The sequence below is a fragment of the Ruminococcus bromii genome, from assembly GCF_002834225.1.
Classification (GTDB): domain Bacteria; phylum Bacillota; class Clostridia; order Oscillospirales; family Acutalibacteraceae; genus Ruminococcoides; species Ruminococcoides bromii.
In genome coordinates this window covers 39,349-63,177 of sequence record NZ_NNSR01000039.1, presented here as the reverse complement: position 1 = coordinate 63,177, position 23,829 = coordinate 39,349, and the positions used below count along the sequence as shown (strand labels likewise).

The 23,829-nt window shown below is 42.3% G+C and carries 13 protein-coding genes; 7 read left to right on the top strand and 6 right to left on the bottom strand.

All coding sequences use genetic code 11. The features are described 5' to 3' along the window. Positions 1-66: 66 nt before the first annotated feature. The gene (locus tag RBATCC27255_RS04170) at positions 67-2,163 is read right to left on the bottom strand and encodes an LTA synthase family protein (protein WP_101028879.1); all 2,097 of its coding nucleotides are present in this window, start codon (positions 2,161-2,163) and stop codon (positions 67-69) included. Positions 2,164-2,408: 245 nt separating this feature from the next. Between RBATCC27255_RS04170 and htpG the strand changes: the two genes are divergently transcribed. The 4 genes from htpG to RBATCC27255_RS04150 all read left to right on the top strand — a co-directional run bounded on the left by htpG (position 2,409) and on the right by RBATCC27255_RS04150 (position 8,558). Next, positions 2,409-4,289 (top strand): molecular chaperone HtpG, encoded by a 1,881-nt coding sequence (htpG, locus tag RBATCC27255_RS04165; protein WP_021883495.1) that lies wholly within the window; start codon positions 2,409-2,411, stop codon positions 4,287-4,289. Between the two features lie 238 nt (positions 4,290-4,527). Continuing rightward, entirely contained in the window at positions 4,528-6,510 is a 1,983-nt protein-coding gene (locus RBATCC27255_RS04160) for a fructose-1,6-bisphosphatase (protein ID WP_101028878.1), read from the top strand. A gap of 17 nt (positions 6,511-6,527) precedes the next feature. Then, entirely contained in the window at positions 6,528-7,019 is a 492-nt protein-coding gene (locus RBATCC27255_RS04155) for a hypothetical protein (protein ID WP_101028877.1), read from the top strand. A 171-nt stretch (positions 7,020-7,190) separates the two neighbouring features. Beyond that, positions 7,191-8,558: a glycosyltransferase family 39 protein gene (locus RBATCC27255_RS04150; protein WP_169923248.1), complete on the top strand. Its 1,368-nt coding sequence runs from the start codon at positions 7,191-7,193 to the stop codon at positions 8,556-8,558. Between the two features lie 53 nt (positions 8,559-8,611). On the opposite strand, the gene RBATCC27255_RS04145 is transcribed toward RBATCC27255_RS04150, so the two are convergent. The 5 genes from RBATCC27255_RS04145 to RBATCC27255_RS04125 form a co-directional block, all read right to left on the bottom strand. Further along, on the bottom strand, positions 8,612-9,256 hold the full coding sequence (locus RBATCC27255_RS04145; protein WP_046433793.1) for a vWA domain-containing protein: 645 nt from the start codon (positions 9,254-9,256) through the stop codon (positions 8,612-8,614). A gap of 89 nt (positions 9,257-9,345) precedes the next feature. Continuing rightward, positions 9,346-10,323: an O-acetyl-ADP-ribose deacetylase gene (locus RBATCC27255_RS04140; protein WP_101028875.1), complete on the bottom strand. Its 978-nt coding sequence runs from the start codon at positions 10,321-10,323 to the stop codon at positions 9,346-9,348. A 122-nt stretch (positions 10,324-10,445) separates the two neighbouring features. Next, positions 10,446-11,453: a G5 domain-containing protein gene (locus RBATCC27255_RS04135; protein WP_169923247.1), complete on the bottom strand. Its 1,008-nt coding sequence runs from the start codon at positions 11,451-11,453 to the stop codon at positions 10,446-10,448. Between the two features lie 429 nt (positions 11,454-11,882). Next, the gene (locus RBATCC27255_RS04130) at positions 11,883-13,583 is read right to left on the bottom strand and encodes an ammonium transporter (RefSeq protein ID WP_101028873.1); all 1,701 of its coding nucleotides are present in this window, start codon (positions 13,581-13,583) and stop codon (positions 11,883-11,885) included. A 133-nt stretch (positions 13,584-13,716) separates the two neighbouring features. Further along, positions 13,717-15,810 (bottom strand): glutamine synthetase III family protein, encoded by a 2,094-nt coding sequence (locus RBATCC27255_RS04125; RefSeq protein WP_101028872.1) that lies wholly within the window; start codon positions 15,808-15,810, stop codon positions 13,717-13,719. Positions 15,811-16,429: 619 nt separating this feature from the next. Here RBATCC27255_RS04125 and gltB point away from each other — a divergent pair. The 3 genes from gltB to rlmD all read left to right on the top strand — a co-directional run bounded on the left by gltB (position 16,430) and on the right by rlmD (position 23,827). Continuing rightward, positions 16,430-20,971 (top strand): glutamate synthase large subunit, encoded by a 4,542-nt coding sequence (gltB, locus tag RBATCC27255_RS04120; RefSeq protein ID WP_101028871.1) that lies wholly within the window; start codon positions 16,430-16,432, stop codon positions 20,969-20,971. Positions 20,972-20,984: 13 nt separating this feature from the next. Next, positions 20,985-22,469 (top strand): glutamate synthase subunit beta, encoded by a 1,485-nt coding sequence (locus RBATCC27255_RS04115; RefSeq protein ID WP_101028870.1) that lies wholly within the window; start codon positions 20,985-20,987, stop codon positions 22,467-22,469. A 182-nt stretch (positions 22,470-22,651) separates the two neighbouring features. Next, entirely contained in the window at positions 22,652-23,827 is a 1,176-nt protein-coding gene (rlmD, locus tag RBATCC27255_RS04110) for a 23S rRNA (uracil(1939)-C(5))-methyltransferase RlmD (RefSeq protein WP_101028869.1), read from the top strand. Positions 23,828-23,829 lie beyond the last annotated feature (2 nt).

Genomic DNA, 23,829 nt, shown 5'->3' with positions numbered 1-23,829 from the left:
ATGGATTTGTCATGTTCTATTTTACTTTATTTTCGCCTTGCAGTCAATGCAAATTTGAGCATTAAACTACTTTCCCGTAACATGGGTATCACCGAAAGCCTCGGCATAAACATTGTTGTCGAGAATCATTCTTGAAACGGTAAAGAGGTTGTTGCATCTGTTATTGAGTTCGTCAATATCATCCTTGCCCTTTGCGCCCTTGAAAGCGGTGTATTCACCTGTTGACGCATTGTATTTTCCGTTCTGGGAAATCCAGCTTCTGTCGGCAAACACAACGAACGGTTCTTTGTTTCCGAAAACATCCGTACCTGCCAACATTCTGCTGTCATATTCAAGGCCGAGCATATTTGAAAGAGTGGGCAGAATATCAAGGCTTGAACAGTATGTGTCAACCTTGACGGGCTTTTTCATTGACCCGCTCCACAACAGCCATGCATTTTTGTACTGTTCAAAGGTTGTGTCAACCTTGTGCCCCGCAAGTTCGGACACACCGTCAAATTCATCAAGCGAATACGGATAATGGTCGTCCGTAAGGCAAATAAGGGTGTTGTCAAGCTTGCCTGCTTTTTCAAGTCTTGCAAGAAGATATTCCATTGCCTTGTCAAGCTCAATGTTTGCGGCAAGATAGCCCTTGACCTCATCGCTGTATTTCAGGTCTTTTACAAGGTCTGCGTTGCGTTCGCTCATGGTGTTGTATGAATATCCGCCGTGACCGCTGACCGTCATATAATAAACGCTGAAGCTGTCGGAATTTATGTAATCGTCAACCGTTTTCTGCATCATCTTGAGGTCGGAATTCGGCCACACATTTTCACCGAGGTCAAGACCTTTTCCGATTGCAGAGTAGTCATAGCCGATATTTGTAAGGTACTTGTCTCTGTCATAGTAATCATAGGTGTGATTGTGGTAAGCGTTAACTGTTTTGTAACCGAGTTTTCTGCTCTGCTCACCGAGAGTGAACGGGAAACTTACATTATTTTCGGCTGACTTTGAAAAGCTCCACACACCGGATTTTGGAATCAAGCCTGTAAGATTTGCATATTCACCGTCAGTTGTGCTTACACCCCACGCAGGCGAATAGTAATTTTTAAATTGAAATCCCTCGTTATACATTTTGCAGAGCGTCGGAGTCAGATCCTTGTCAATTGCATACTGCGAAAAGCTTTCGGCTGTAATGAAAATAATGTTGTAGCCCTTGAACATACCCGTGTATTCGTTGGTATAGCTCGGTTCTTCGCTGTCAAAATATTCATAAAGCGACTTTAACTCATCATTATTTGTACTCTTTGTAAGCTTTGAAAAATCAGCACTCATAATCTGAGCTTTCTGCTCTGTTTTTTTAATTTCATCGGCAGTCGATTCTTTATTTTTCGGCTTGCTGTTTGTGCGTATATTTGCTTTGTAACCGAACATAAGGCGGCTGATGTCAAGCCTTTGCATTGTGTAAAGTCCGTAGCGTTCACACACGGCAACCTGTTGCAATTCACCGTAATAAAGATTGTAGTTGCTCTTTGTGTCGGAAGAATCACGGTCAATGCCTACCGCAAGGACAGTTCCGATCTGAAAAACCACCGCAATCAAAAGTACAATCAGCTTACCCTTTAACTTTACTTTTGAAAAGTCAAACAGCTTTCCGCCGAAAATTATAAAGAAAGCAAGCGGAACAAAAAGTAAAACAACAAACACAATTCTGCTTGTTATCGCAGTCATAATCATATCAATTGAATTGAATGCCTGCCCTGCGCCGCCGTTTGTAACGCTGCTTACAACAACCATTGTGCCGAAAACATTATAGTATATCATCTGCACACCGTACCATATCGTCAGCACAGCCGTGAGTACGGTTGCAATCCCTCTGTTTACCCCTCTGCGTTTTGAAAAAGAACACAACAAAACAAGTACCGCCGAAAGCACGATTGTGAACAAGAATGTGAAAGCAAAACCGCCGAGCACATCAAACCCCGACGCAATTTTAAGGTCGGTTTCAAGCCATAGAATCAAAAGCGGAAAGTACGCAAAAAATGCGATTCTCTTTGCAAATCCGTGATTTCTCTTTGGCTTTCTGTAATAGTCAAAGTTTGAACTTCCGACTTTTACGGCAGGCTGTCCCACATAGTGATTTCTTCTTGAAGATCCGCTGTTTGTACCGTCTGAATATGTCATTTAATTCTCCTTTCTTTTTCAATGCAGTTATTAAGTAGATTATAAAGCGAAAACGCCGCCATTGCAATGACAAATTTCACCAAAATTCGCCCTATATGACACATTCGGACTTTTTATATATTGAAACAGTTGACCTTTTGTAGTATAATTATAGTTTGATGAGAGGCTTATGTGAAAAGCTATGCAGATTGCGGTTTTGAACAAGGCTTCTTAATTTATGTATTATTATGAAAAGGAAGATTTTTATGGCAAAGAAACAGTTTAAATCAGAGTCAAAAAGACTTCTCGACCTTATGATTAACTCAATTTACACTCACAAAGAAATTTTTCTTCGTGAGATTATTTCAAATGCAAGCGACGCTATCGACAAGCTTTGCTTCATTTCTCTTACCGATGACAAGGTCGGTCTTGACAGAGGCGATTTCAAAATCGTTTTAAAGCCCGACAAAGAAAGCCGTACTCTTACAATCACTGATAACGGTATCGGCATGAACAAGGATGACCTTGAAAACAACCTCGGCACAATTGCATCCTCAGGCTCACTCAAATTCAAGCAGAGCATGGAAGAAAAGCAGGACGACATTGACATTATCGGTCAGTTCGGCGTTGGTTTCTACTCGGCATTTATGGTTGCAAAGAAGATTACCGTAAACACAAAGAAATATGGCGAGGATACGGCATATTGCTGGCAGTCAAGCGGTGCAGACGGCTACACAATCAGCGAGATTGAAAAGGAAAATGCCGGCACAGAGATTATTCTTGAAATCAAGGATAACACAGACGATGAAAACTATGACGAATTCCTTGAGCAGTACAGAATACAGGGACTTGTCAAGAAGTATTCCGACTACATCCGCTACCCGATTGTTATGGATATGACAAAGAGCAGAGTTAAGGAAGAAACCAAGGACAGCGACAAGCCCGAATATGAGGATTACACGGAAACCGTAACACTCAACAGCATGATTCCTCTTTGGCAGAGAAGAAAGAAAGATGTTACTCAGGAAGAATACGACAAGTTCTACAGCGAAAAATTTATGGCTATGGACAAGCCACTTAAAACTATCGTAACTTCTGTTGAGGGTGTTGTAACCTACAAGGCATTGCTCTTTATTCCGTCTGTTGCTCCTTATGACTACTACACTAAGGAATACAAAAAGGGACTTCAGCTTTATTCAAGCGGTGTGCTTATTATGGATAACTGCGAAGAGCTTTTGCCCGAGCACTTCCGTTTTGTAAAGGGTATTGTTGACAGCGCAGACCTTTCGCTCAACATTTCAAGAGAAATGCTCCAGCATGACCGTCACCTCATTACAATTGCTCAGAACATTGAAAAGAAGATTAAAAACGAGCTTACTTCAATGCTTCAGAATGACCGTGAGAATTACGAAAAATTCTTCAACGCATTCGGCAGACAGCTAAAATACGGTGTTGTTTCGGACTACGGTATGCACAAGGAAGAACTTCAGGATCTTATTATGTTCTATTCTTCAAGCGAGAAAAAGCTTGTTACGCTTTCGGAATATGTTGACAGAATGAAAGAAGACCAGAAGTTCATCTATTTTGCAACAGGCGAAAATGCCGCTGCAATCGACACACTTCCGCAGACAGAGCTTATCCGCTCAAAGGGTTACGAAATTCTTTATTGCACAGAGGAGATTGACGAGTTTACTCTACAGTCACTCATGACATATAAGGAAAAGAAATTCTGCTCAGCAATGAACGATGACCTTGGCATTGAAACCGAGGAAAATAAAGAGGATGAAGAAAACAAGGACGCACTTCTTACATTTGTTAAGGAAACACTCGGTGACAAGGTTGCAGAGGTTACCGCATCAAAGAAACTTGTTTCACATCCTGTTTGCCTTACGGCAAAGGGCGGCATTTCATTTGAAATGGAAAAGTATTTCAACTCAGTTCAGCCTGACGCAAATATGAAGGCTCAGCGTGTGCTTGAGCTTAACCTTTCTCACCCTGCCGTTAAGAAGATGGAAGAATTTATCAAGAGCGATGTTGACAGAGCAAAGAAGTATGCCGAAGTTCTCTACAGTCAGGCACTTCTAATCGCAGGACTTCCGCTTGAAAATCCGTCAGAATACACAGACCTTGTCTGCTCAATTATGTAAATTTACCGATTTCCGCAATTCAGTAAGGGCGCTCATTGGGCGCCCGCAGGAGCATTGTACGCTCCTTTACATAAATCGCACATACATTCTCACATTTCATGCCCGATTTCCGACCAAAACGGAAATCGGGTGTTTTGTTTTTGCAGAAAATTCCGCAAAATCTTTTGCAATAATATTGATATAATTTTTGCGTTGTGATACACTGATTTCAGTAAAAGTTTTTTCGGAGGCGGACTTGATGAAACATTACGACGAAAAGCAAATGCAGGAAAATATTCTCTATCTTGAGGCGCTTTCGGAGCAGTATCCTAACATTCAGTCGGCGGCGGCAGAGATGATTAATCTTCACGCAATCCTTGATTTGCCGAAAGGTACGGAACATTTTCTTTCCGATATTCACGGAGAGCATGAGGCATTCAGACATATTCTCAACAACGCATCGGGTTCAATCAGAGAAAAGATTGACGACCTTTTTTCAAATACTCTCACATCCGAACAGCGCGCCGAGCTTGCAACGCTGATTTATTATCCAAAGGAAAAACTCAGTGTTTACAAAAGCGAAATAACCGACATTGAAGAATGGTACAGATTAACACTCATAAGATTGCTTGCAATCTGCCGACACATTTCTTCCAAATACACACGAAGCAAGGTTCGTAAAACTCTGCCAAAGCATTATGCCTACATCATTGAGGAGCTTATGTTCGGTGATTCAGGCAAAAAAGACCGTGAAACCTACCACGAAAATATTCTGCACACAATTATTGAGGCAGGACAAGCCGATGTTTTCATACTCTCGCTTTGTGACACGATAAAAAGACTTATTGTTGACAAGCTCCACATTGTCGGCGATATTTTTGACAGAGGCGCAAGACCTGACATTGTGCTTGACGACCTTATGATGCACCACGGTGTTGACATTCAGTGGGGCAATCACGATATTCTTTGGATGGGTGCGGCATCGGGCAGTATGGCTTGCATTGCCGCTGCACTTAACAACGCATTTTCATACGGCAATCTTGACACAATCGAGGTCGGCTACGGAATAAGTCTGCGTGACCTCTCGCTTTTTGCAAAGGATGTTTACGGCGGCGGAAATGTTGAACGCTTTATGCCGAAAGGTCCTTTTGCGGATTCGCCCTACACCTCAAACGATCCGTTGCTTGTTGCCGATATGCACAAGGCGATTGCCGTTATTCTCTTTAAGCTTGAAGGTCAGCTTGTCAGCCGCAATCCTAACTTTAATATGAGCGACAGGCGATTGCTTGACAAGATTGATTTTGAAAATGCGACCGTAACTGTCGGCGAAAAGAAATATCCGATTTCCGACACCTTCTTCCCCACAGTTGACCATGACTATCCGTATGAACTGACAAAGACGGAAAAACGGGTTATGGAACAGCTTAAAAATGCCTTTATGGCAAGTGAAAAGCTGAAAAGACACATTGATTTTCTGTTTGCCAAGGGCGGAATGTACAAGTGTTGCAACAACAATCTTTTGCTCCACGGCTGTATTCCGATGAACAAGGACGGCAGTTTTATGGAATTTTACACGGGCAGTTGTGTGCTTTCGGGAAAAGCATTGCTTGATGAGCTTGAAAAGATTGTTCGTCAGGGACACTCTGCCCCCGAAAATTCTCCCGAAAGGCAAAAAGGCAACGACTATATGTGGTATCTCTGGTGCGGAAAACATTCACCGCTTTTCGGCAGAGAAAAAATGTGTTCGTTTGAGCGGTTCTTTATTGACGATTCCGAAACCCACACGGAAACACGCAACCATTACTACACGCTCTATCACGATGAAGACGCCTGCGTAAGGATTTTGAAAGAATTTGGTCTTTCGGAAAATCACGGTCACATAATCAACGGTCATGTTCCCGTTATCCGCAAAAAGGGCGAAAGTCCGATAAAGGCTAACGGCAAGCTGATTGTGATTGACGGCGGATTTTGCAGAGCATATCAGGACAAAACAGGCACAGCGGGCTACACGCTTGTCTATAATTCCTACGGTATGCGAATTGTCACCCACGAACCCTTTGCGGGAATTGACAACGCAATCAAATCAAACAAGGACATTCTCTCAACAACAAAAGTTTTTGACACCTCGGAAAACCGAATCCGTGTTGCACAAACCGATGACGGTCAGACAATCCGTAACCGCATTGAAGGACTTTCAATGCTCCTCTGCGCCTACCGCAACGGTGTTCTGAAAGAACAGTAATTTAAAGGAGAATTGTTATGTTCAACTGCATTAAATCATTTTCCTACAAAATGAACATTTCTGCCAATCAGGTTTCTAACGCTTTAAGAATGAAAGCTTTGGACAATACAAAACCCGATACACCAAAAATTGCAGGCAATTTTTTTGCGAACAAATTCACAATTCATCTTTCAAAAAATCACCCATTTGGCGGACCTGACAACCAATCTCCCGATTTTGACGGAACTGTTGAAAACTCAGCAAACGGCTCGGTTCTGACATTAAAAATGAAATCATTGAAATATCTGCTTTTACCGATACCTTTTATGATTTTCGTGCTGTTTTTGGCAAGTCTTTCAATATACGATTATTTTTGTAATGAAAACTTGGCATCGCTGATATTCTCAATTGTTCCGATATTACTGTTTGCAGGTGTGTGGATTTTAATATTCACAAAGCTTAATCGACAATATAAGAAAATGAAGAATTTTATTGAGAAATTTTTCAAAGACAATATAATTATGCAATAAAAACCACCCGTCCAACGGGTGGTTTGCTCTAGGGCTATAAGCCCATGCTACCGGCCAGCGCCCTTTTCAGGTGTGTAAAACACTTATCACAGACAGATCGTTTTCCGTTAATCTTGAATTTATAGCCCTGTAATGGTAAAATTATCCTATAAACTCAGAAACGGAGATATTATGATGCACAAATTAAAAGTCAGAGCAAATCATACGGTATATATCATATTTGCCGTTTTGTCATTGTTTTCCCTAACACTTATATTTAATGACAATATATGGTTTGACGAGGCGTACACGCTGTCGCTGATTCAGCACAATTATTCAGACATAATCAATATTCTGAAATCCGATATGCACCCACCGCTGTATTTCTTGTCGCTGAAAACATTTTGTTGCATCTTTGGATACTCAATAACAGCAACAAAAATATTTTCGGCAATCGGTTACATTGCAACGCTGTTTTTGGGATGCACAATCATAAAAAAGCACTACGGCAGTAAAACATCAATAATTTATATGCTGACTGTCGGAGCTGTGCCAATGATGCTCTATTTCAGCGTTCAGCAAAGGTCATACTCATGGAGCATATTTTTTGTTACATTATGCTTTATTGAGTCCCTGCTTTTTATAGCAAACAAAAAGTTTCATCACTGCATTTTATTTGCTATAGCAGGACTTGGGGCTGCATACAATCACATCTACGCACTTCTTGCAGTTGCAATTATCTTTGCTTTTGCAAATATATATCTGCTCATTAAAGACAGGAATTTGTTCAAGCGTATTATTATTGCAGACCTTATTATGGTGGCAGGATATTCATTTTGGATAATTCCTCTTTTAAATCAAACAAAATCAGCCTCAAGTAATTTTTGGCTCAGCGGAGTTGAACCGTTGTCTGTAATTGTATTCATATCGGGCATAGCAGTATCTGCACTTGTTCTTATGAAAAAGAGCAACCGAAAATTGTGTATAATTTTCGCAGATGTCTGCGTTATGGGGATTCAAATAATCGGGTTGTTCGTAACCGTTTTTATACGCCCGTTTTACATTGCAAGATACAGCGTTGTAATTCTCGGTATCTTTGCAATTCTCGTTGCTTTCGGCGTAAAAGATATAAAACCAAAGCCGAGCAAAGTAATATGCACCCTGCTTTGCGTTGTAAATATCGGCTGTCTTGTTGCAACAGGATTGTTTGAATATAATCCGTCAATGACAAATTTTCGTGAAAGATTCAGTTCTCAACAGTCAGAATCAGACACTTTTGTTTACTGCGACAGTGCATTCGGAATTATGTCGTATTATTATCCGAACAACACCCACCTTTGCACCTACAAAGAAAACTGGTTTGAGGCATTTGAAAATGTTGAATGTATAAACAAAAATGAAATTGCAGACAAAGTTGACCCAAATCATAAAATTTGGTTTGTAAAAAATGAACTCACAAAAATGCCAAAATGCATTAAAAGTAATTTCAAGTATAAAAAGATTGATTCTTTCCAATGTGACTTCAATAAATTTGACCTATATTTACTTATTCTAAAGTAAATATAGGTCTTTTGTTTATGGTATAAATGCAGAAATTAAAACTAATTTGTCTCTTATTTTCTGCTTTCGTAGTCCTTGTCTATCTCATCACTCCAAGACGATGAAAGCGGTCTGCTTTTTCTGAAATTGCACACGGTTTTTGATACTGCGTCAAAAACAACAGCCGTACCCTGACCGTCAGCGTGATAATTAACGGAGCGGTCGGAATTGATTCCAAAATGCTTAGCGGTTTCAACGGAATCAATGTTAGCTCCGATAAAAAGAAATTCCCAGCCGTAGCGATTTTTCTGACGCTCAATCATTTTCTTGACCTTATTGCTTGAATAGATACGGCTTGCGTTCTCCATTCCGTCGGTCATAATCACAAACAAGGTGTGTTCGGGAACATCTTCTTCTCTTGCATACTTATGAATGTTGCCGATGTGATGAATTGCACCGCCGATAGCGTCAATGAGTGCAGTTGAGCCACGAACCGTATAATCGTTTTCAGTCATTTTTGAAATTTCAGACAATTCAACCCTGTCGTGAAGAACCTCGGTTTCGTGATCAAACAATACGGTTGAAACATAGCACTTGCCGTTCTGTCTGCGTTGCTTTTCAATGAGCGAATTAAATCCGCCGATTGTGTCCTGTTCAAGTCCTGACATTGAACCGCTTCTGTCAAGAATGAATACCAATTCTGTAATGTTGTTTTTCATAGTTGTTACCTCCAAAAGTAATTAAGTTTTTTATCTTGACTTAATCATACAACTTTCGGGATAACATATGGTCGCCTGAAATGCGACATTTACTGACCCAACAAAACCTGGTCAAATTCAAATAAAGCCTCGTTTACAGTAAAAATATCATACTCGCCCTTTTGAATAAAATATTCAATGATAACATCAAATTTATTCGAGTGCGAAAGTGCATAGCCGGCCTTTTGGAGCATTTCTTTAGTTTCATCAAGCGACAGTTCAAGTGCAACGGCAAAGGCAATTGCGGTAGTTTTCTTAGGTTTATAGTTGACATTGTTTCTTATTTTAGAAAACAGCTTGCGGTCAACATTCGCCTTTTTATAACACTGAGAATCCGTAAGACCTTTTTCGTCAATTTTACGCAAAAGCATCTGGGAAAAGCTTTCATCAAGCTGATTTACAACATCAGCTAAATTCAAAGCTGCGGTTTGCATTGGATAAGTCTCCGGCTGTCTTAAAAGACGGGATAATCCACGACTGCGGTTTTCGGAATAGTGCGTTTCAACATAGTGTTCGTCAATGTATTCGGCAATATCACGAACAAGCTTTTTGCTGACACGGAATCCGTCTTTGTCAAACACAACAATATAAACGAGCATATCGTTGTCTGCAAGAAATTTACAGATTTCGTTGATTGCCACCTGTAATGCCTGTTCTTTCGGATAGCCGTAAACCCCCGATGAAATCAAAGGAAAGGCAACCGATTCGCATTCATAAACCTTTGCAAGCTGCAACGAGTTACGATAACATGACGAAAGCAGTTCTTCCTCATGATAATTTCCGCCTTGCCATACAGGGCCGACCGTGTGAATAACATACTTGCAGGGCAGTTTGTACGCACCCGTAATTTTCGCCTCACCCGTTCTGCAGCCGCCGAGCTTTTTACATTCTTTAAGCAATTCGTGACCTGCCGCACGGTGAATCGCACCGTCAACACCGCCTCCGCCAAGCAACGAACTGTTCGCCGCATTAACAATTGCATCACATTCCATTTTAGTTATATCGTTCCGAACAATCTGCAATGGCATAATAATCACCTCCCAATATAAAAACTGACTTGTAATCCAATTATATAGCAATACATATTAAATATCAATAACAAATATACAAAACAGCCCCCTTTTGGGAGCTGCTTTGTATTTGTAATTTATTAAAATTCTTCGTATGTTTCTGTGCCGTCAGACCATTTGATTACATAGTAACCGTGACCTGAACCGTCACAATCGTACACTGCCTGCTTTGAAACAACCGTCTTGCCCTGTGAAGCCTGACTTGACTGAGCACTGCTGCTCTGCTGTGGTTTCTGCGACTGCTGTGTCTGCTGTGACTGCTGAGGAGCTTCAACAGCACTGCTCTGTACCGCTGTACCTACGGTTACAATCTTATTTACAGGCTCTTTCGTAACCTTTTCACTTGTCTTTTCCTTTGACTTTTCCTTGCCGTCAACATACTTAACCTTGTATGTTACAGTCTTTTCGCCCTTTACGCCTTCCTGCGTAACCTGAGTTTCTCCCGACGCAAGCGAACTGCTTTCCTGTTCTTCCGTCTTGTAGTCAACGCTTACCTTTTCGGTTTTTGTCTTGTACTCAACACGCTTTACAACAACCTTGGAACCGTCCTTGATTTTCTCATCAAGCTTTGGCGAAACTTCATCATCCTTGCCGAGATTTACTTTCTGCTCCTCAAGGAATGCCTTTACTGTTTCAGCCTGAGTTTTGCACTTGGTTGTTTTTCCGTCAACTGTAAGACTCACTTCAATGCTGTTTGTAAGAGTAATTGTCATACCGTCCTTGAGGTATGATGCCTTGTCAGCATCGTATGATACGCTGTCATCAAGCTTAAAGCCTGCCTTCTTAACAGCATCCTCAACAGTACCGCCTACAAGCTCAACTGTCTTTTCATCACTGCCGTTTTTAACGGTTACCTTTGCATAACGCTTTACTGTGATTTCTGTCTTGTCGCCAAGCTTTTCATCAGCCTTTGGCTCTGTTTCGTCCTTATCGCCAAGCTTGATTTCAGCCTTTTCGAGTATTTCTCTTACAGTCATATCCGTGTTACCGTCTGCCCCGGTTGTAACGCCTGAATCGTTAATTTTAACCTTTACATCAGACCCGCAACCTGACACGCAAAACATCGTTGCACAAATTGCAAGAACCAAAGCAATTACGCCTAAAACTGATATTGGCTTTTTAAATATTGAACACATCAACATTTAAATACGATTTACATTTATTATAGCACTACACTTATAAGATGTAAATAATACATTGAATTTTTGTGCTTTATGCATAATTATAATATATGATAATTTGTAATTATTGCTAATTCAAAGTGAAAATAAGTAGTATTTTAAATTCTGCACTTTATATTTTGGACTAAAATTGTGCAAACCGGCATAATTAAAACGGGCTTAGGCTTTATTTTTCAGCCGTCTGCAATTACACTTTACTTTTTTCGATTGTCCCAACTATTAACATTGAGTCATAATATTTAATATAAGAGCCGAAATACCCCGAACAGCTATTGCCGTTCGGGGCGTCTCGGTTTATGTGAATTAAAAAGGATAGGTTAATTAAGCTATTGGGGATTATTCAATATCCTGCATAGCGTCGTAGCCTGTTTCGCCTGTTCTAACCTTAACAACATCTTCAACATCATAGATAAAGATTTTGCCGTCACCGATGTGACCTGTGTAAAGCGCCTTAACAGCCGCATCAACAACTGCTTTTACAGGAACCTTGCAAACTACGATTTCAACCTTCATCTTAGGAAGGAGGTTACTTTCAATAGCAACACCACGGTAATACTCTGCTTTACCCTTCTGAGCACCGCAACCGAGTACCTGAGATACTGTCATACCTGTGATGCCGAGCTTATCCATTTCTTCTTTAAGAGCTTCAAGCTTTGACTGCTTGAGAAGAATGTCAATCTTAGTAATCTTTGTGCCGTCGGTAGCCATATCATACTTGCCGGCAAGCTGAACGGGAACTGCCTGAGTTACAGGAACATTGCTGTCAACATCAAATGTTTCATCAAGTGAAGCTGTACCGACACCGATTGGCATAAAGTCTGCATATGCGCTGATAAGACCGTGCTCGCAGATATCGAGGCCCTTCATTTCTTCGTCCTTTGTAACACGAAGACCTACTGTCTTTTTGATGATTGTGAATACGATAATCATGCAAACAACTGTCCAAGCTACGATTGTAACAATACCGAGAGCCTGCTTACCAAGCTGAGCGAAACCGCCGCCGTAGAAAAGACCTGTGATACCGTTCTGACCGTTGCCTGTTGCGAAAAGACCTACTGCAAGGCCGCCCCACATACCGTTTACGCCGTGTACCGAGAATGCGCCGACAGGATCATCTATTTTAAGCTTGATATCAACAAATTCAACTGCTACTACGATGAGGATACCTGAAACGATACCGATAACTGCTGCGCCGATTGCGTCAACATCTGCACAACCTGCCGTGATTGCTACAAGACCTGCGAGTGATGCGTTAAGACACATTGAAACATCAGGCTTGCCGTTCTTGATCCATGTGAAGAGCATGGTTGTTACTGTTGCAACTGCCGGAGCAATTGTTGTTGTAAGAAGAATCTGACCGAGACGAGCGCCGTCTTCAGCAGCGGCACCGTTAAAGCCGTACCATGCAAACCAAAGAATGAATACACCGAGAGCACCGAGTGTGATGCTGTGACCGGGGATAGCGTTTACCTTGCCGTTCTTGCCGTATTTACCGATACGGGGTCCGAGAATGATTGCGCCGACAAGTGCCGAGATACCGCCGACCATATGAATTACGATTGAACCTGCAAAGTCGATACAGCCGAGCTGTGCAAGCCAACCCTGACCGTTCCAAACCCAACCTGCTTCAATCGGGTAAACAACGAGTGAAATAATTGCGCTGTAAACACAGTATGCCGAGAATTTTGTACGCTCTGCCATAGCACCTGAAACGATAGTAGCTGCTGTAGCACAGAATACAAGCTGGAATACGAATGAGTTCCAATTAAAGTTCATCCAGTCTGTGAACATATTGAGGTTGGGAACACCGATGAATCCTGCAACATAGTCCTCAGACATCATAAGTCCGAAGCCTAACAAGCTGAATACAACCGTACCGATACAAAAGTCCATCAGGTTTTTCATAATGATGTTACCTGCGTTTTTAGCTCTTGTAAAACCGGTTTCAACCATTGCGAATCCGCACTGCATAAAGAACACGAGTAATGCGCCGATCATAAACCAGACGCCTGTGCCTCCGTAAATTAGTTCTGCCATATAAATCTCTCCTTTTATCAAAATAACAAAAACGGCGTGGAGTTGACAGTTTAATTCTGTCAATCACACGCCGTTGTGTTACCTGTTATACAATATAAATAATGTTATTTAGTATAAATAGAGGTTCTATCAATCACACACCGAAAAGAAGTTCGCCGTATGAAGGATAAGGCCAGTATTCCGAAGCTGTTTCTGTTTCCATTGCGTCACCGACAGCTCTGAGTTCCTGCATAAGTGCAAATACTGTTTCTCTGTAGTACTTAGCATACTTGAGGTTGTCATCGCTGTAGTCGCTTGCCTTGATAACAGCCTCTTCAAGCTCTGCAGTTTTCTTTGAGAAACATACAAGTTTGTTTGAAAGGCTTGTAATAAGGTCTTCCTCAACACTTGTAGGAATAGCGTCTGAAAGTGCCTTCTTGGCAAGTGCTGTATCCGTAAGATCTCTTACATATGATGTAACGGCAGGAAGAATGTTCTTCTTAGCCATATCAATCATTGTGAGAGCCTCAATGTTAATCTGCTTAGAATAGCTTTCAAGCTCAATTTCATATCTTGCACGGATTTCGTCTGCCGAACAAATCTTATTCTTAACAAAGAGGTCAATATTCTTCTGATCAAGGAAGTGTTCCATTGCGTCAGGAAGTGACTTGAGGTTAAGAAGTCCTCTTCTTTCAGCCTCTTCAACCCACTCGGGAGCGTAGTTGTTGCCGTTGAAGATAATGTTCTGATGCTCTATGAATACTTTCTTAACAAGAGCCTTGATAGCTGCGTCCATATCATCCGCATCTTTAAGCTCATCGTAGAACTCTGAAAGTTCTTCGGCTACCATAGTGTTGAGCATATAGTTAGGACAGGCAATGTTAAGTGAAGAACCAAGTGCTCTGAATTCAAACTTGTTACCTGTGAATGCAAAAGGTGATGTACGGTTACGGTCTGATGTATCCTTCATAAAGTCAGGAAGAACATCAACGCCTGTTCTCATCTTCTGCTTACCCTTGCTTACATATTCTCTGTCATTGATGATTGAATCAACGAGTTCGCCGAGGTCATCACCGAGATACATTGAAATGATTGCAGGCGGTGCTTCGTTAGCGCCGAGACGGTGGTCGTTACCTGCCGATGCAACCGTGATTCTGAGAAGATCCTGATACTCGTGAACAGCCTTTACAACTGCTGCAAGGAAAAGCTGGAACTGAAGGTTGTTTTCAGGAGTCTTGCCGGGATCAAGAAGGTTTTCGCCTGTGTTGGTTGAAATTGACCAGTTGTTGTGCTTACCGGAACCGTTAACACCTGCGAACGGCTTTTCGTGAAGAAGACAAACAAGACCGTGTCTTTCGGCAACCTTCTTCATAACTTCCATTGTAAGCTCGTTGTGGTCGGTTGCAATGTTTGTTGTTGTGAAGATAGGAGCAAGCTCGTGCTGTGAAGGAGCAACTTCGTTATGCTTTGTCTTTGCAAGGATACCGAGTTTCCAGAGTTCCTCGTCAAGGTCTTTCATATAAGCAGCAACTCTTGTCTTGATTGCACCGAAGTAATGGTCGTCAAGTTCCTGTCCTTTAGGAGCTTTTGCACCAAAAAGTGTTCTGCCTGTATAAATAAGATCTTCTCTCTGATCGTAAGCGTCCTTATCAATAAGGAAGTATTCCTGCTCCGGACCTACTGTTGTTGTAACTCTTGTAACATCGTCTTTACCGAGAAGATGAAGAATCTTTACAGCCTCTGTATTAATTCTCTCCATTGAACGAAGAAGAGGAGTTTTCTTATCGAGAACCTCGCCTGTATAAGAACAGAATGCTGTAGGAATGTAAAGTGTTCCGTCCTTAACGAATGCATATGATGTCGGATCCCATGTTGTATAACCTCTTGCCTCGAATGTGGCACGAATACCGCCGCTTGGGAAAGAAGAAGCATCAGGCTCGCCCTTTACAAGCTCTTTACCTGAGAACTCCATGATAACCTGACCTTCACCGTTCGGTGCGATAAAGCTGTCATGCTTTTCGGCTGTGATACCTGTCATCGGCTGGAACCAGTGTGTGTAGTGGGTACAGCCCATTTCAACTGCCCAGTCCTTCATAGCAGCCGCAACAACATTTGCAACGCTGAGGTCAAGCGGTTCACCGTTCTGGATTGTTTTTTTCAAAGCCTTGTAAGTTGACTTTGGAAGTCTTTCCTGCATCTTCTGATCATTAAATACCATGCTGCCAAAAATTTCGGGAACTTTTGCCATTTTAATTCTCTCCTATCCATTTTGAAAATAAATTTTAATGGTCTGATTTTTGCTTTATAAAAACAGAAAAGGACACTGTAAGCCTCAGCTCACAGCGCCCTTGCTGTCTTTGATGTTGTTAGTATATTCCACTTTTGCGAATTTGTCAATACATTTTTTGAAAAAAGTTTTGAAATTGCAAGTTTTATTAAATTTCCTGCAAAATTAAGCTGAAACACCAATAAGAGTTGCATATTTTCTACAACAATCACAGTAAAATGAAAGTTTTACCCCTAAAAGTTGCAATTTTCCTCTATTTTCCCTTGACAAAGCACAATGTATAGTTATATAATCTAAGTGCTGATTTTCCTTAATCAAAGACGACAAGGCATTTCAGAACATCAGCCGACCTGCACATTCACCTTTGCAGGATATAACACAGGCTGAGCATAGCGGTTTTACCGCTGAGAAGAGATTGGGCATTTTACAATTACATATATATGATTGATTATTAACCGGCAGAACAATAATTGCCACTTTGAACCGATAAGTTTACGAAAGCAAACTTCCTTTTACATATATATGTATATAAAAAGTCCGCTGAATAATTTTTGTGATTAACAGGAAAGGGTGATCATTAATGGAACAGACAGTCAGAGAGAACAACAAGACTCTGTATTCTCCGAAGTTTGAACATGATAACTGCGGTATCGGAGCTGTTGTTAATATTAAGGGTATCAAGTCACACGACACCGTGGCAAACGCTCTGACAATTGTTGAAACTCTCGAACACAGAGCAGGTAAGGATGCCGAAGGCAAAACAGGTGACGGCGTAGGTATTCTTCTCCAGATTTCACACAAATTTTTTAAGAAGGCAGCTGCTGAAATCGGAATTAAGCTCGGTTCCGAAAGAGATTACGCTGTAGGTATGTTCTTCTTCCCTCAGAATGAGCTTGCAAGAAATCAGGCAAAAAAGATGTTTGAGATTATTGCAGAAAAAGAGGGACTTACGGTTCTCGGCTGGAGAAATGTTCCGTCAAAGCCCGAGGTACTCGGTCACAGAGCTGTTGAATGTATGCCTGCAATTATGCAGTGCTTTATCAAAAGACCTCACGGTGTAAAAAGAGGCCTTCCGTTCGACAGAAAGCTCTATGTTGCAAGAAGAGTTTTTGAACAGAGTAATGAAGACACATATGTAGTTTCACTTTCAAGCAGAACTATTGTATATAAAGGTATGTTCCTTGTCGGCGATCTTCGTAACTTCTTCCTTGATCTTCAGGACGATGATTACGAGTCTGCAATCGCTATGGTTCACTCCCGTTTTTCAACCAACACAAATCCAAGCTGGCAGAGAGCTCATCCTAACAGAATGATTGTTCACAACGGTGAAATCAACACAATCAGAGGCAACGCTGACAAGATGCTTGCCCGTGAGGAAACAATGCGTTCGGAGCATCTCAAGGGCGACCTTGACAAGGTTATTCCTGTTGTAAACACAGAGGGTTCAGACTCTGCAATGCTTGATAACACACTTGAATTTCTCGTAATGAGCGGTATGGAGCTTCCTCTTGCCGTTATGATTACAATTCCGGAGCCGTGGGATAATAACGGCACAATGAGCCAGAAGAAAAAGGACTTCTATCAGTATTATGCAACAATGATGGAGCCGTGGGACGGTCCTGCATCAATCCTTTTTTCTGACGGTGACATTATGGGTGCGGTTCTTGACCGTAACGGTCTGCGTCCGTCAAGATATTACATCACGGATGACGGCAACCTCATTCTTTCATCGGAAGTCGGCGCACTTCCTATTGATCCCGCAAAGATTGTTACAAAGGAAAGACTTCGCCCGGGCAAAATGCTCCTTGTCGATACGGTTCAGGGCAGACTCATTGATGACGATGAACTCAAAGAGTATTATGCGTCAAAACAGCCTTACGGCGAATGGCTCGACAGTAATCTTGTTTGTCTTAAAGACCTCAAAATTCCTAATATGAAGGTTGAGGAGCATTCATATAAAGAAAGACAAAAACTCCAGAAGGCTTTCGGATATACCTACGAAGATGTTATGACATCAATCCTTCCTATGGCAAAGAACGGCACAGAGTCAATTGCCGCAATGGGTACAGACAGTCCGCTTGCAGTTCTTTCAAAAGAACCGCAGCCGCTTTTCAACTACTTCAAACAGCTCTTTGCACAGGTTACAAACCCGCCGATTGACGCAATCCGTGAGGAAGTTGTAACATCAACAACAATTTATATCGGTGAGGACGGCAACATCCTTGAGGAGCGTCCCGAAAACTGCAAGGTTATGAAGATTCACAACCCGATTCTTACATCAACCGATATTCTCAAAATCAAGAATATGCACATTCCGGGCTTTAAGGTTGCGGTTATCCCGATTCTCTACTACAAGAACACAAGACTTTCAAAGGCTGTTAAGCGACTTTTCATTGAAGCTGACAAGGCTTACAATGACGGTGCAAATATTCTTATCCTCTCCGACAGAGGAGTTGACGAAAACCATCTTGCAATTCCGTCACTTCTTGCAGTATCCGCTCTTCATCAGCACCTTGTTGCAACAAAGAAGAGAACTTCACTTGCAATGATACTTGAAAGCGGTGAGCCGAGAGAAGTTCATCATTTTGCAACACTTCTCGGCTACGGTGCAAGTGCAATCAACCCGTATCTTGCTCAGGAAACAATTCACGAGCTTATCGGTGATGACCTTCTTGACAAGGACTACTACGCAGCAGTTGACGATTACAACAGCGCAGTTCTCCACGGCATCGTAAAGATTGCGTCAAAAATGGGTATTTCAACAATCCAGTCATATCAGGGCTCACAGATTTTTGAGGCTATCGGTATCGGCAAGGATGTTATTGACGAATACTTCACAGGCACAGTCAGCAGAATCGGCGGTATCACAATCAAGGATATCGAAAAGAATGTTGACAAACTTCACACAGCGGCATTTGATCCGCTTGACCTCGGTGTAAGCGATGAGCTTGAATCCCGTGGTTCACACAAGTTCAGAAGCGGCAAAGAGGAACACCTCTACAATCCGCAGACTATATATATGCTCCAGCAGGCAACAAGAACAGGCGACTATGAGCTTTACAAAAAGTATTCTCATATGATTTCCGAAGAAATGGATCCTGTAAATATCAGAGGTCTTTTCGACTTCAACTTTGCAGAAACTCCTGTTCCGCTTGATGAGGTTGAAAGCGTTGATTCAATCGTAAAGCGTTTCAAGACAGGCGCTATGTCCTACGGTTCAATCTCACAGGAGGCTCACGAAACACTTGCGATTGCAATGAATCAGCTTCACGGCAAGTCAAACTCCGGTGAGGGCGGTGAAAGCCTTGAAAGACTTCTCACAAAGGGTCAGAAGGTTGACAGATGTTCTGCAATCAAGCAGGTTGCGTCAGGTCGTTTCGGTGTTACATCAAGATACCTCACATCTGCAAACGAAATTCAGATTAAAATGGCTCAGGGTGCAAAGCCGGGCGAAGGCGGACATCTTCCGGGCAAAAAGGTTTATCCCTGGATTGCAAAAACCCGTCATTCAACACCGGGTGTATCGCTCATCTCTCCCCCACCGCACCACGACATTTACTCAATCGAGGACCTTGCACAGCTTATCTACGACCTCAAAAATTCTAACAAAGACGCAAGAATCTCTGTTAAGCTCGTTTCGGAATGCGGTGTAGGTACGGTTGCCGCAGGCGTTGCAAAAGCAGGTGCAGGCGTAATCCTTATTTCAGGTTATGACGGCGGTACAGGCGCTGCTCCGAGAAACTCAATCTACAATGCAGGTCTGCCGTGGGAACTCGGTCTTGCCGAGGCTCATCAGACGCTCATTATGAACGACCTTCGTAACAAGGTTGTTATTGAAACCGACGGTAAGCTTATGAACGGCCGTGATGTTGCAATTGCAGCAATGCTCGGTGCAGAGGAATTCGGTTTTGCGACTGCTCCGCTTGTAACTCTCGGTTGTGCAATGATGAGAGTATGTAACCTTGATACCTGCCCGTTCGGTGTTGCCACACAGAACCCCGAGCTCAGAAAAAGATTCTGCGGCAAGCCCGAATATGTAATAAACTTTATGAAGTTTGTAGCAAGCGAACTTCGTGAATATATGTCAAAGCTCGGTGTAAAAACCGTTGATGAGCTTGTCGGAAGAATTGACCTCATAAAGAGAAAAGAAGGCATCACAGGACAGGCTGCCGAGGTTGACCTTTCTAACATTCTTGATACAAACTTTGTTTCGGAAAAGGTTGAATACAACAAAAAGAGCCTTTATGATTTCAAACTTGAATCAACACTTGACGAGAGAATCCTCTGCAAAGAATTTGCAAAGGTTCTTGCAAAAGGCACAAAGAAAAAGGTTGAAGTCAATGTTAAGAACACAGACCGTTCATTCGGTACAATCTTCGGTTCTGAGGTTACAAGAAAGCATTACAACAACCTTGATGACGATACATTTACAGTAGTCTGCAACGGTTCGGGCGGTCAGAGCTTTGGCGCATTCATTCCAAAGGGACTCACACTTGAACTCGTGGGCGACTCAAACGACTACTTCGGCAAGGGACTTTCAGGCGGTAAGCTGGTAGTTTATCCTCCGAAGGACTCAACATTTGACGCAGGTAACAACATCATCATCGGTAATGTTGCACTTTACGGTGCAACAAGCGGCAAGGCATTTATCAACGGTGTTGCAGGCGAGCGTTTCTGCGTAAGAAACTCAGGCGCAACGGCAGTTGTTGAGGGTGTCGGCGACCACGGTTGTGAATATATGACAGGCGGAAGAGTTGTTGTTATCGGCAAAACAGGCAAAAACTTTGCAGCAGGTATGTCAGGCGGTGTTGCCTATGTTCTTGACGAAGAAAGAGATCTTTACACAAAGCTCAACAAAGAAATGGTTCTCTTCTCTGAGGTAACAGAAAAGTACGATATAATCGAACTCAAAACGCTTATAGAAGAACATGTTGCAGCAACAGGTTCACAGAGAGGCAAGAAAATCCTTGATAACTTTGACGAGTATCTTCCGAAATTCAAGAAGATTATTCCGCACGACTACAAGAGAATGATGGCTGCAATTGCCGCTTATGAAGAAAAAGGTCTTACAAACGAGCAGGCACAGATTGAAGCTTTCTACGAAATTGTGAATAATAAATAAGGAGGGGACATCAATGGGAAAACCAACAGGATTTATGGAATATAAGCGTGAGGATGCTCCGGCATACTCCGTAAAAGAAAGAATCAAAAATTTTGACGAGTTTCACGATCCCCTCAGCAAAGAGGATCAGCAAAAACAGGGTGCAAGATGCATGGACTGCGGTGTGCCTTTCTGTCAGGCAGGAATGCAGATCGGTTCTGCATTCTCAGGCTGTCCGCTTAACAACCTCATTCCCGAATGGAACGACCTTATCTACAAGGGCAACTGGGAACAGGCTTACAACCGTCTTAAGGTTACAAACAACTTCCCCGAATTTACATCCCGTGTATGTCCTGCTCTCTGTGAAAAGGCATGCACCTGCGGTGCAAACGGTGACGCTGTCAGCGTAAAAGCCAACGAATACGGAATCATTGAAAACGCCTATGAAGAAGGTCTTGCAGACGCAAGAATTCCAAAGGTAAGAACAGGCAAGAAAATTGCAATCATCGGTTCGGGTCCATCGGGACTTGCCGCTGCCGACCAGCTCAATCAGCGCGGTCACTCTGTAACGGTATTTGAACGCAATGACAGAGTAGGCGGTCTGCTTATGTACGGCATTCCGAATATGAAGCTTGAAAAAGATGTTATCGAACGCAAGATTAACATTATGGAAGAAGAAGGCGTAACCTTTGAAACCTGCTCAAATGTCGGCAAAGACATCAAAGCAAGCGAAATTCTCAAGGACTTTGACCGTGTAATCCTTGCTTGCGGTGCATCAAATCCGAGAGATATCAAAGTTCCCGGCAGAGAGGCTAACGGCATTCACTTTGCCGTTGACTTTCTCAAATCAACAACAAAGTCACTTCTTGACTGCAACCTCAGAGAGGGTACATTCATCAGCGCAAAAGGCAAGAATGTAATGGTAATCGGCGGCGGCGACACAGGTAACGACTGCGTTGGCACAAGCATCAGACACGGTGCAAAATCCGTTCTTCAGCTTGAAATGATGCCTAAGCTTCCCGACACAAGAAGTGCCGATAACCCATGGCCGCAATGGCCGAGAGTCTGCAAAACAGACTACGGTCAGGAAGAGGCTATTGAAGTTTACGGTCACGATCCACGAGTTTATCAGACAACCGTTAAGCAGTTCATTGCTGACAAGAACGGTAATCTTGTAGGTGCGGAGCTTGTTAAGCTCAAACCCGAAAAGGATGCTAAAACAGGCAGACTTATGATGAAAGAGGTTGAAGGCTCAGAGTACAAGGTTGATGTTGAACTCGTACTCATTGCGGCAGGATTCCTCGGCAGTGAAAACTATGTAACCAAGGCATTCGGTGTTGAAACAAACGCAAGAACCAATGTTGCAACGGCAGAAGGCTCACACAAGACAAATGTTGAAAATGTATTTGTTACAGGCGATATGCACAGAGGACAGTCACTTGTTGTCTGGGCGATTCGTGAGGGCAGAGATGTTGCCAAAGAGGTAGACGAAAGCCTTATGGGATACACAAATCTTTAATTGATTACAATAACCTGATAATCCTCAATTTTTCGATATAACGGTTAATAATCAGAAAGCGCAGGAGCGGATTTCCCTCCTGCGTTTTTCTTTGTCATTTAGGGTTTGTTTGTGTTGCATATCAATATGATTGATGATAAAATAAAGGATATATACAATGCAATAAAATGTGAGGAAATATTATGAGTAACAGACCTGAAACCAATAAACAAAGCTGTCCCGTTTACAAAAAATGCGGCGGTTGTCAACTGCAAAATCTGTCATATCCCGAACAGCTTGAATTTAAGCAGAAAAAAGTCGAAAAACTTCTCAAACGCTTTTGCACCGTTGAAAAAATTATCGGAATGAAAACTCCCTACCACTACCGCAACAAGGTTCAGGCGGCTTTTTATACGGACAAAAAGGGCAAAATCATTTCGGGTGTGTATCAGTCGGGCAGTCATCATGTTGTCGGAATTGACAGCTGTCAGACAGAGGATGTTATTGCCGACAAAATCATCGTTGCAGTACGCAAGCTCCTCCCCTCTTTCAGAATGACAACCTATAACGAGGACACAGGCAAAGGTTTTCTCCGTCACATTCTTGTGAAAAGAGGCTTTGCGACAAATCAGATTATGCTTGTGCTTGTGACAGGTACACCTGTTTTTCCGTCAAAAAACAATTTTGTAAAAGCGATTCTGAAACAGTTTCCCGAAATCACAACCATTGTGCAAAATATAAATCCCTACCGCACCAACCTTGTACTCGGTGACAATCAGAAAGTGCTGTACGGCAAGGGTTATATTGAGGATATTCTCTGCGGTTGCAGGTTCAGAATTTCGCCGAAAAGCTTTTACCAAATTAACCCCGTTCAAACCGAAGTTTTGTACGGCAAAGCAATTGAATTTGCAAATCTCAAAGGCAGCGAAACCGTGCTTGACACCTACTGCGGAATCGGCACAATCGGCATAATTGCCGCCAAAAACGGTGCAGGCAATGTTATCGGTGCAGAACTTAACGGCGATGCCGTAAGGGATGCAATCGTAAACGCAAGAGCAAATAATCTGAAAAATATCCGTTTCTACAAAGCCGATGCGGGCGAGTTCATGAGAGAAGCTGCAAACGAGGACGAAAAGCCCGATGTTGTGTTTATGGATCCGCCAAGAGCCGGCAGTGACCGAAAATTTCTCGAATCACTAATCAAAATGTCTCCGAAAAAAGTTGTCTATGTTTCCTGCAACCCCGAAACATTGGCAAGGGATTTAGCCTACCTAACCCAAAACAGCCCCTACAAAGCCCAAAAAATCCAACCCGTAGATATGTTCCCCCACACCGCACACATCGAGTGCGTGGTTCTGTTGACTAAGGTACTTAGGTAAGG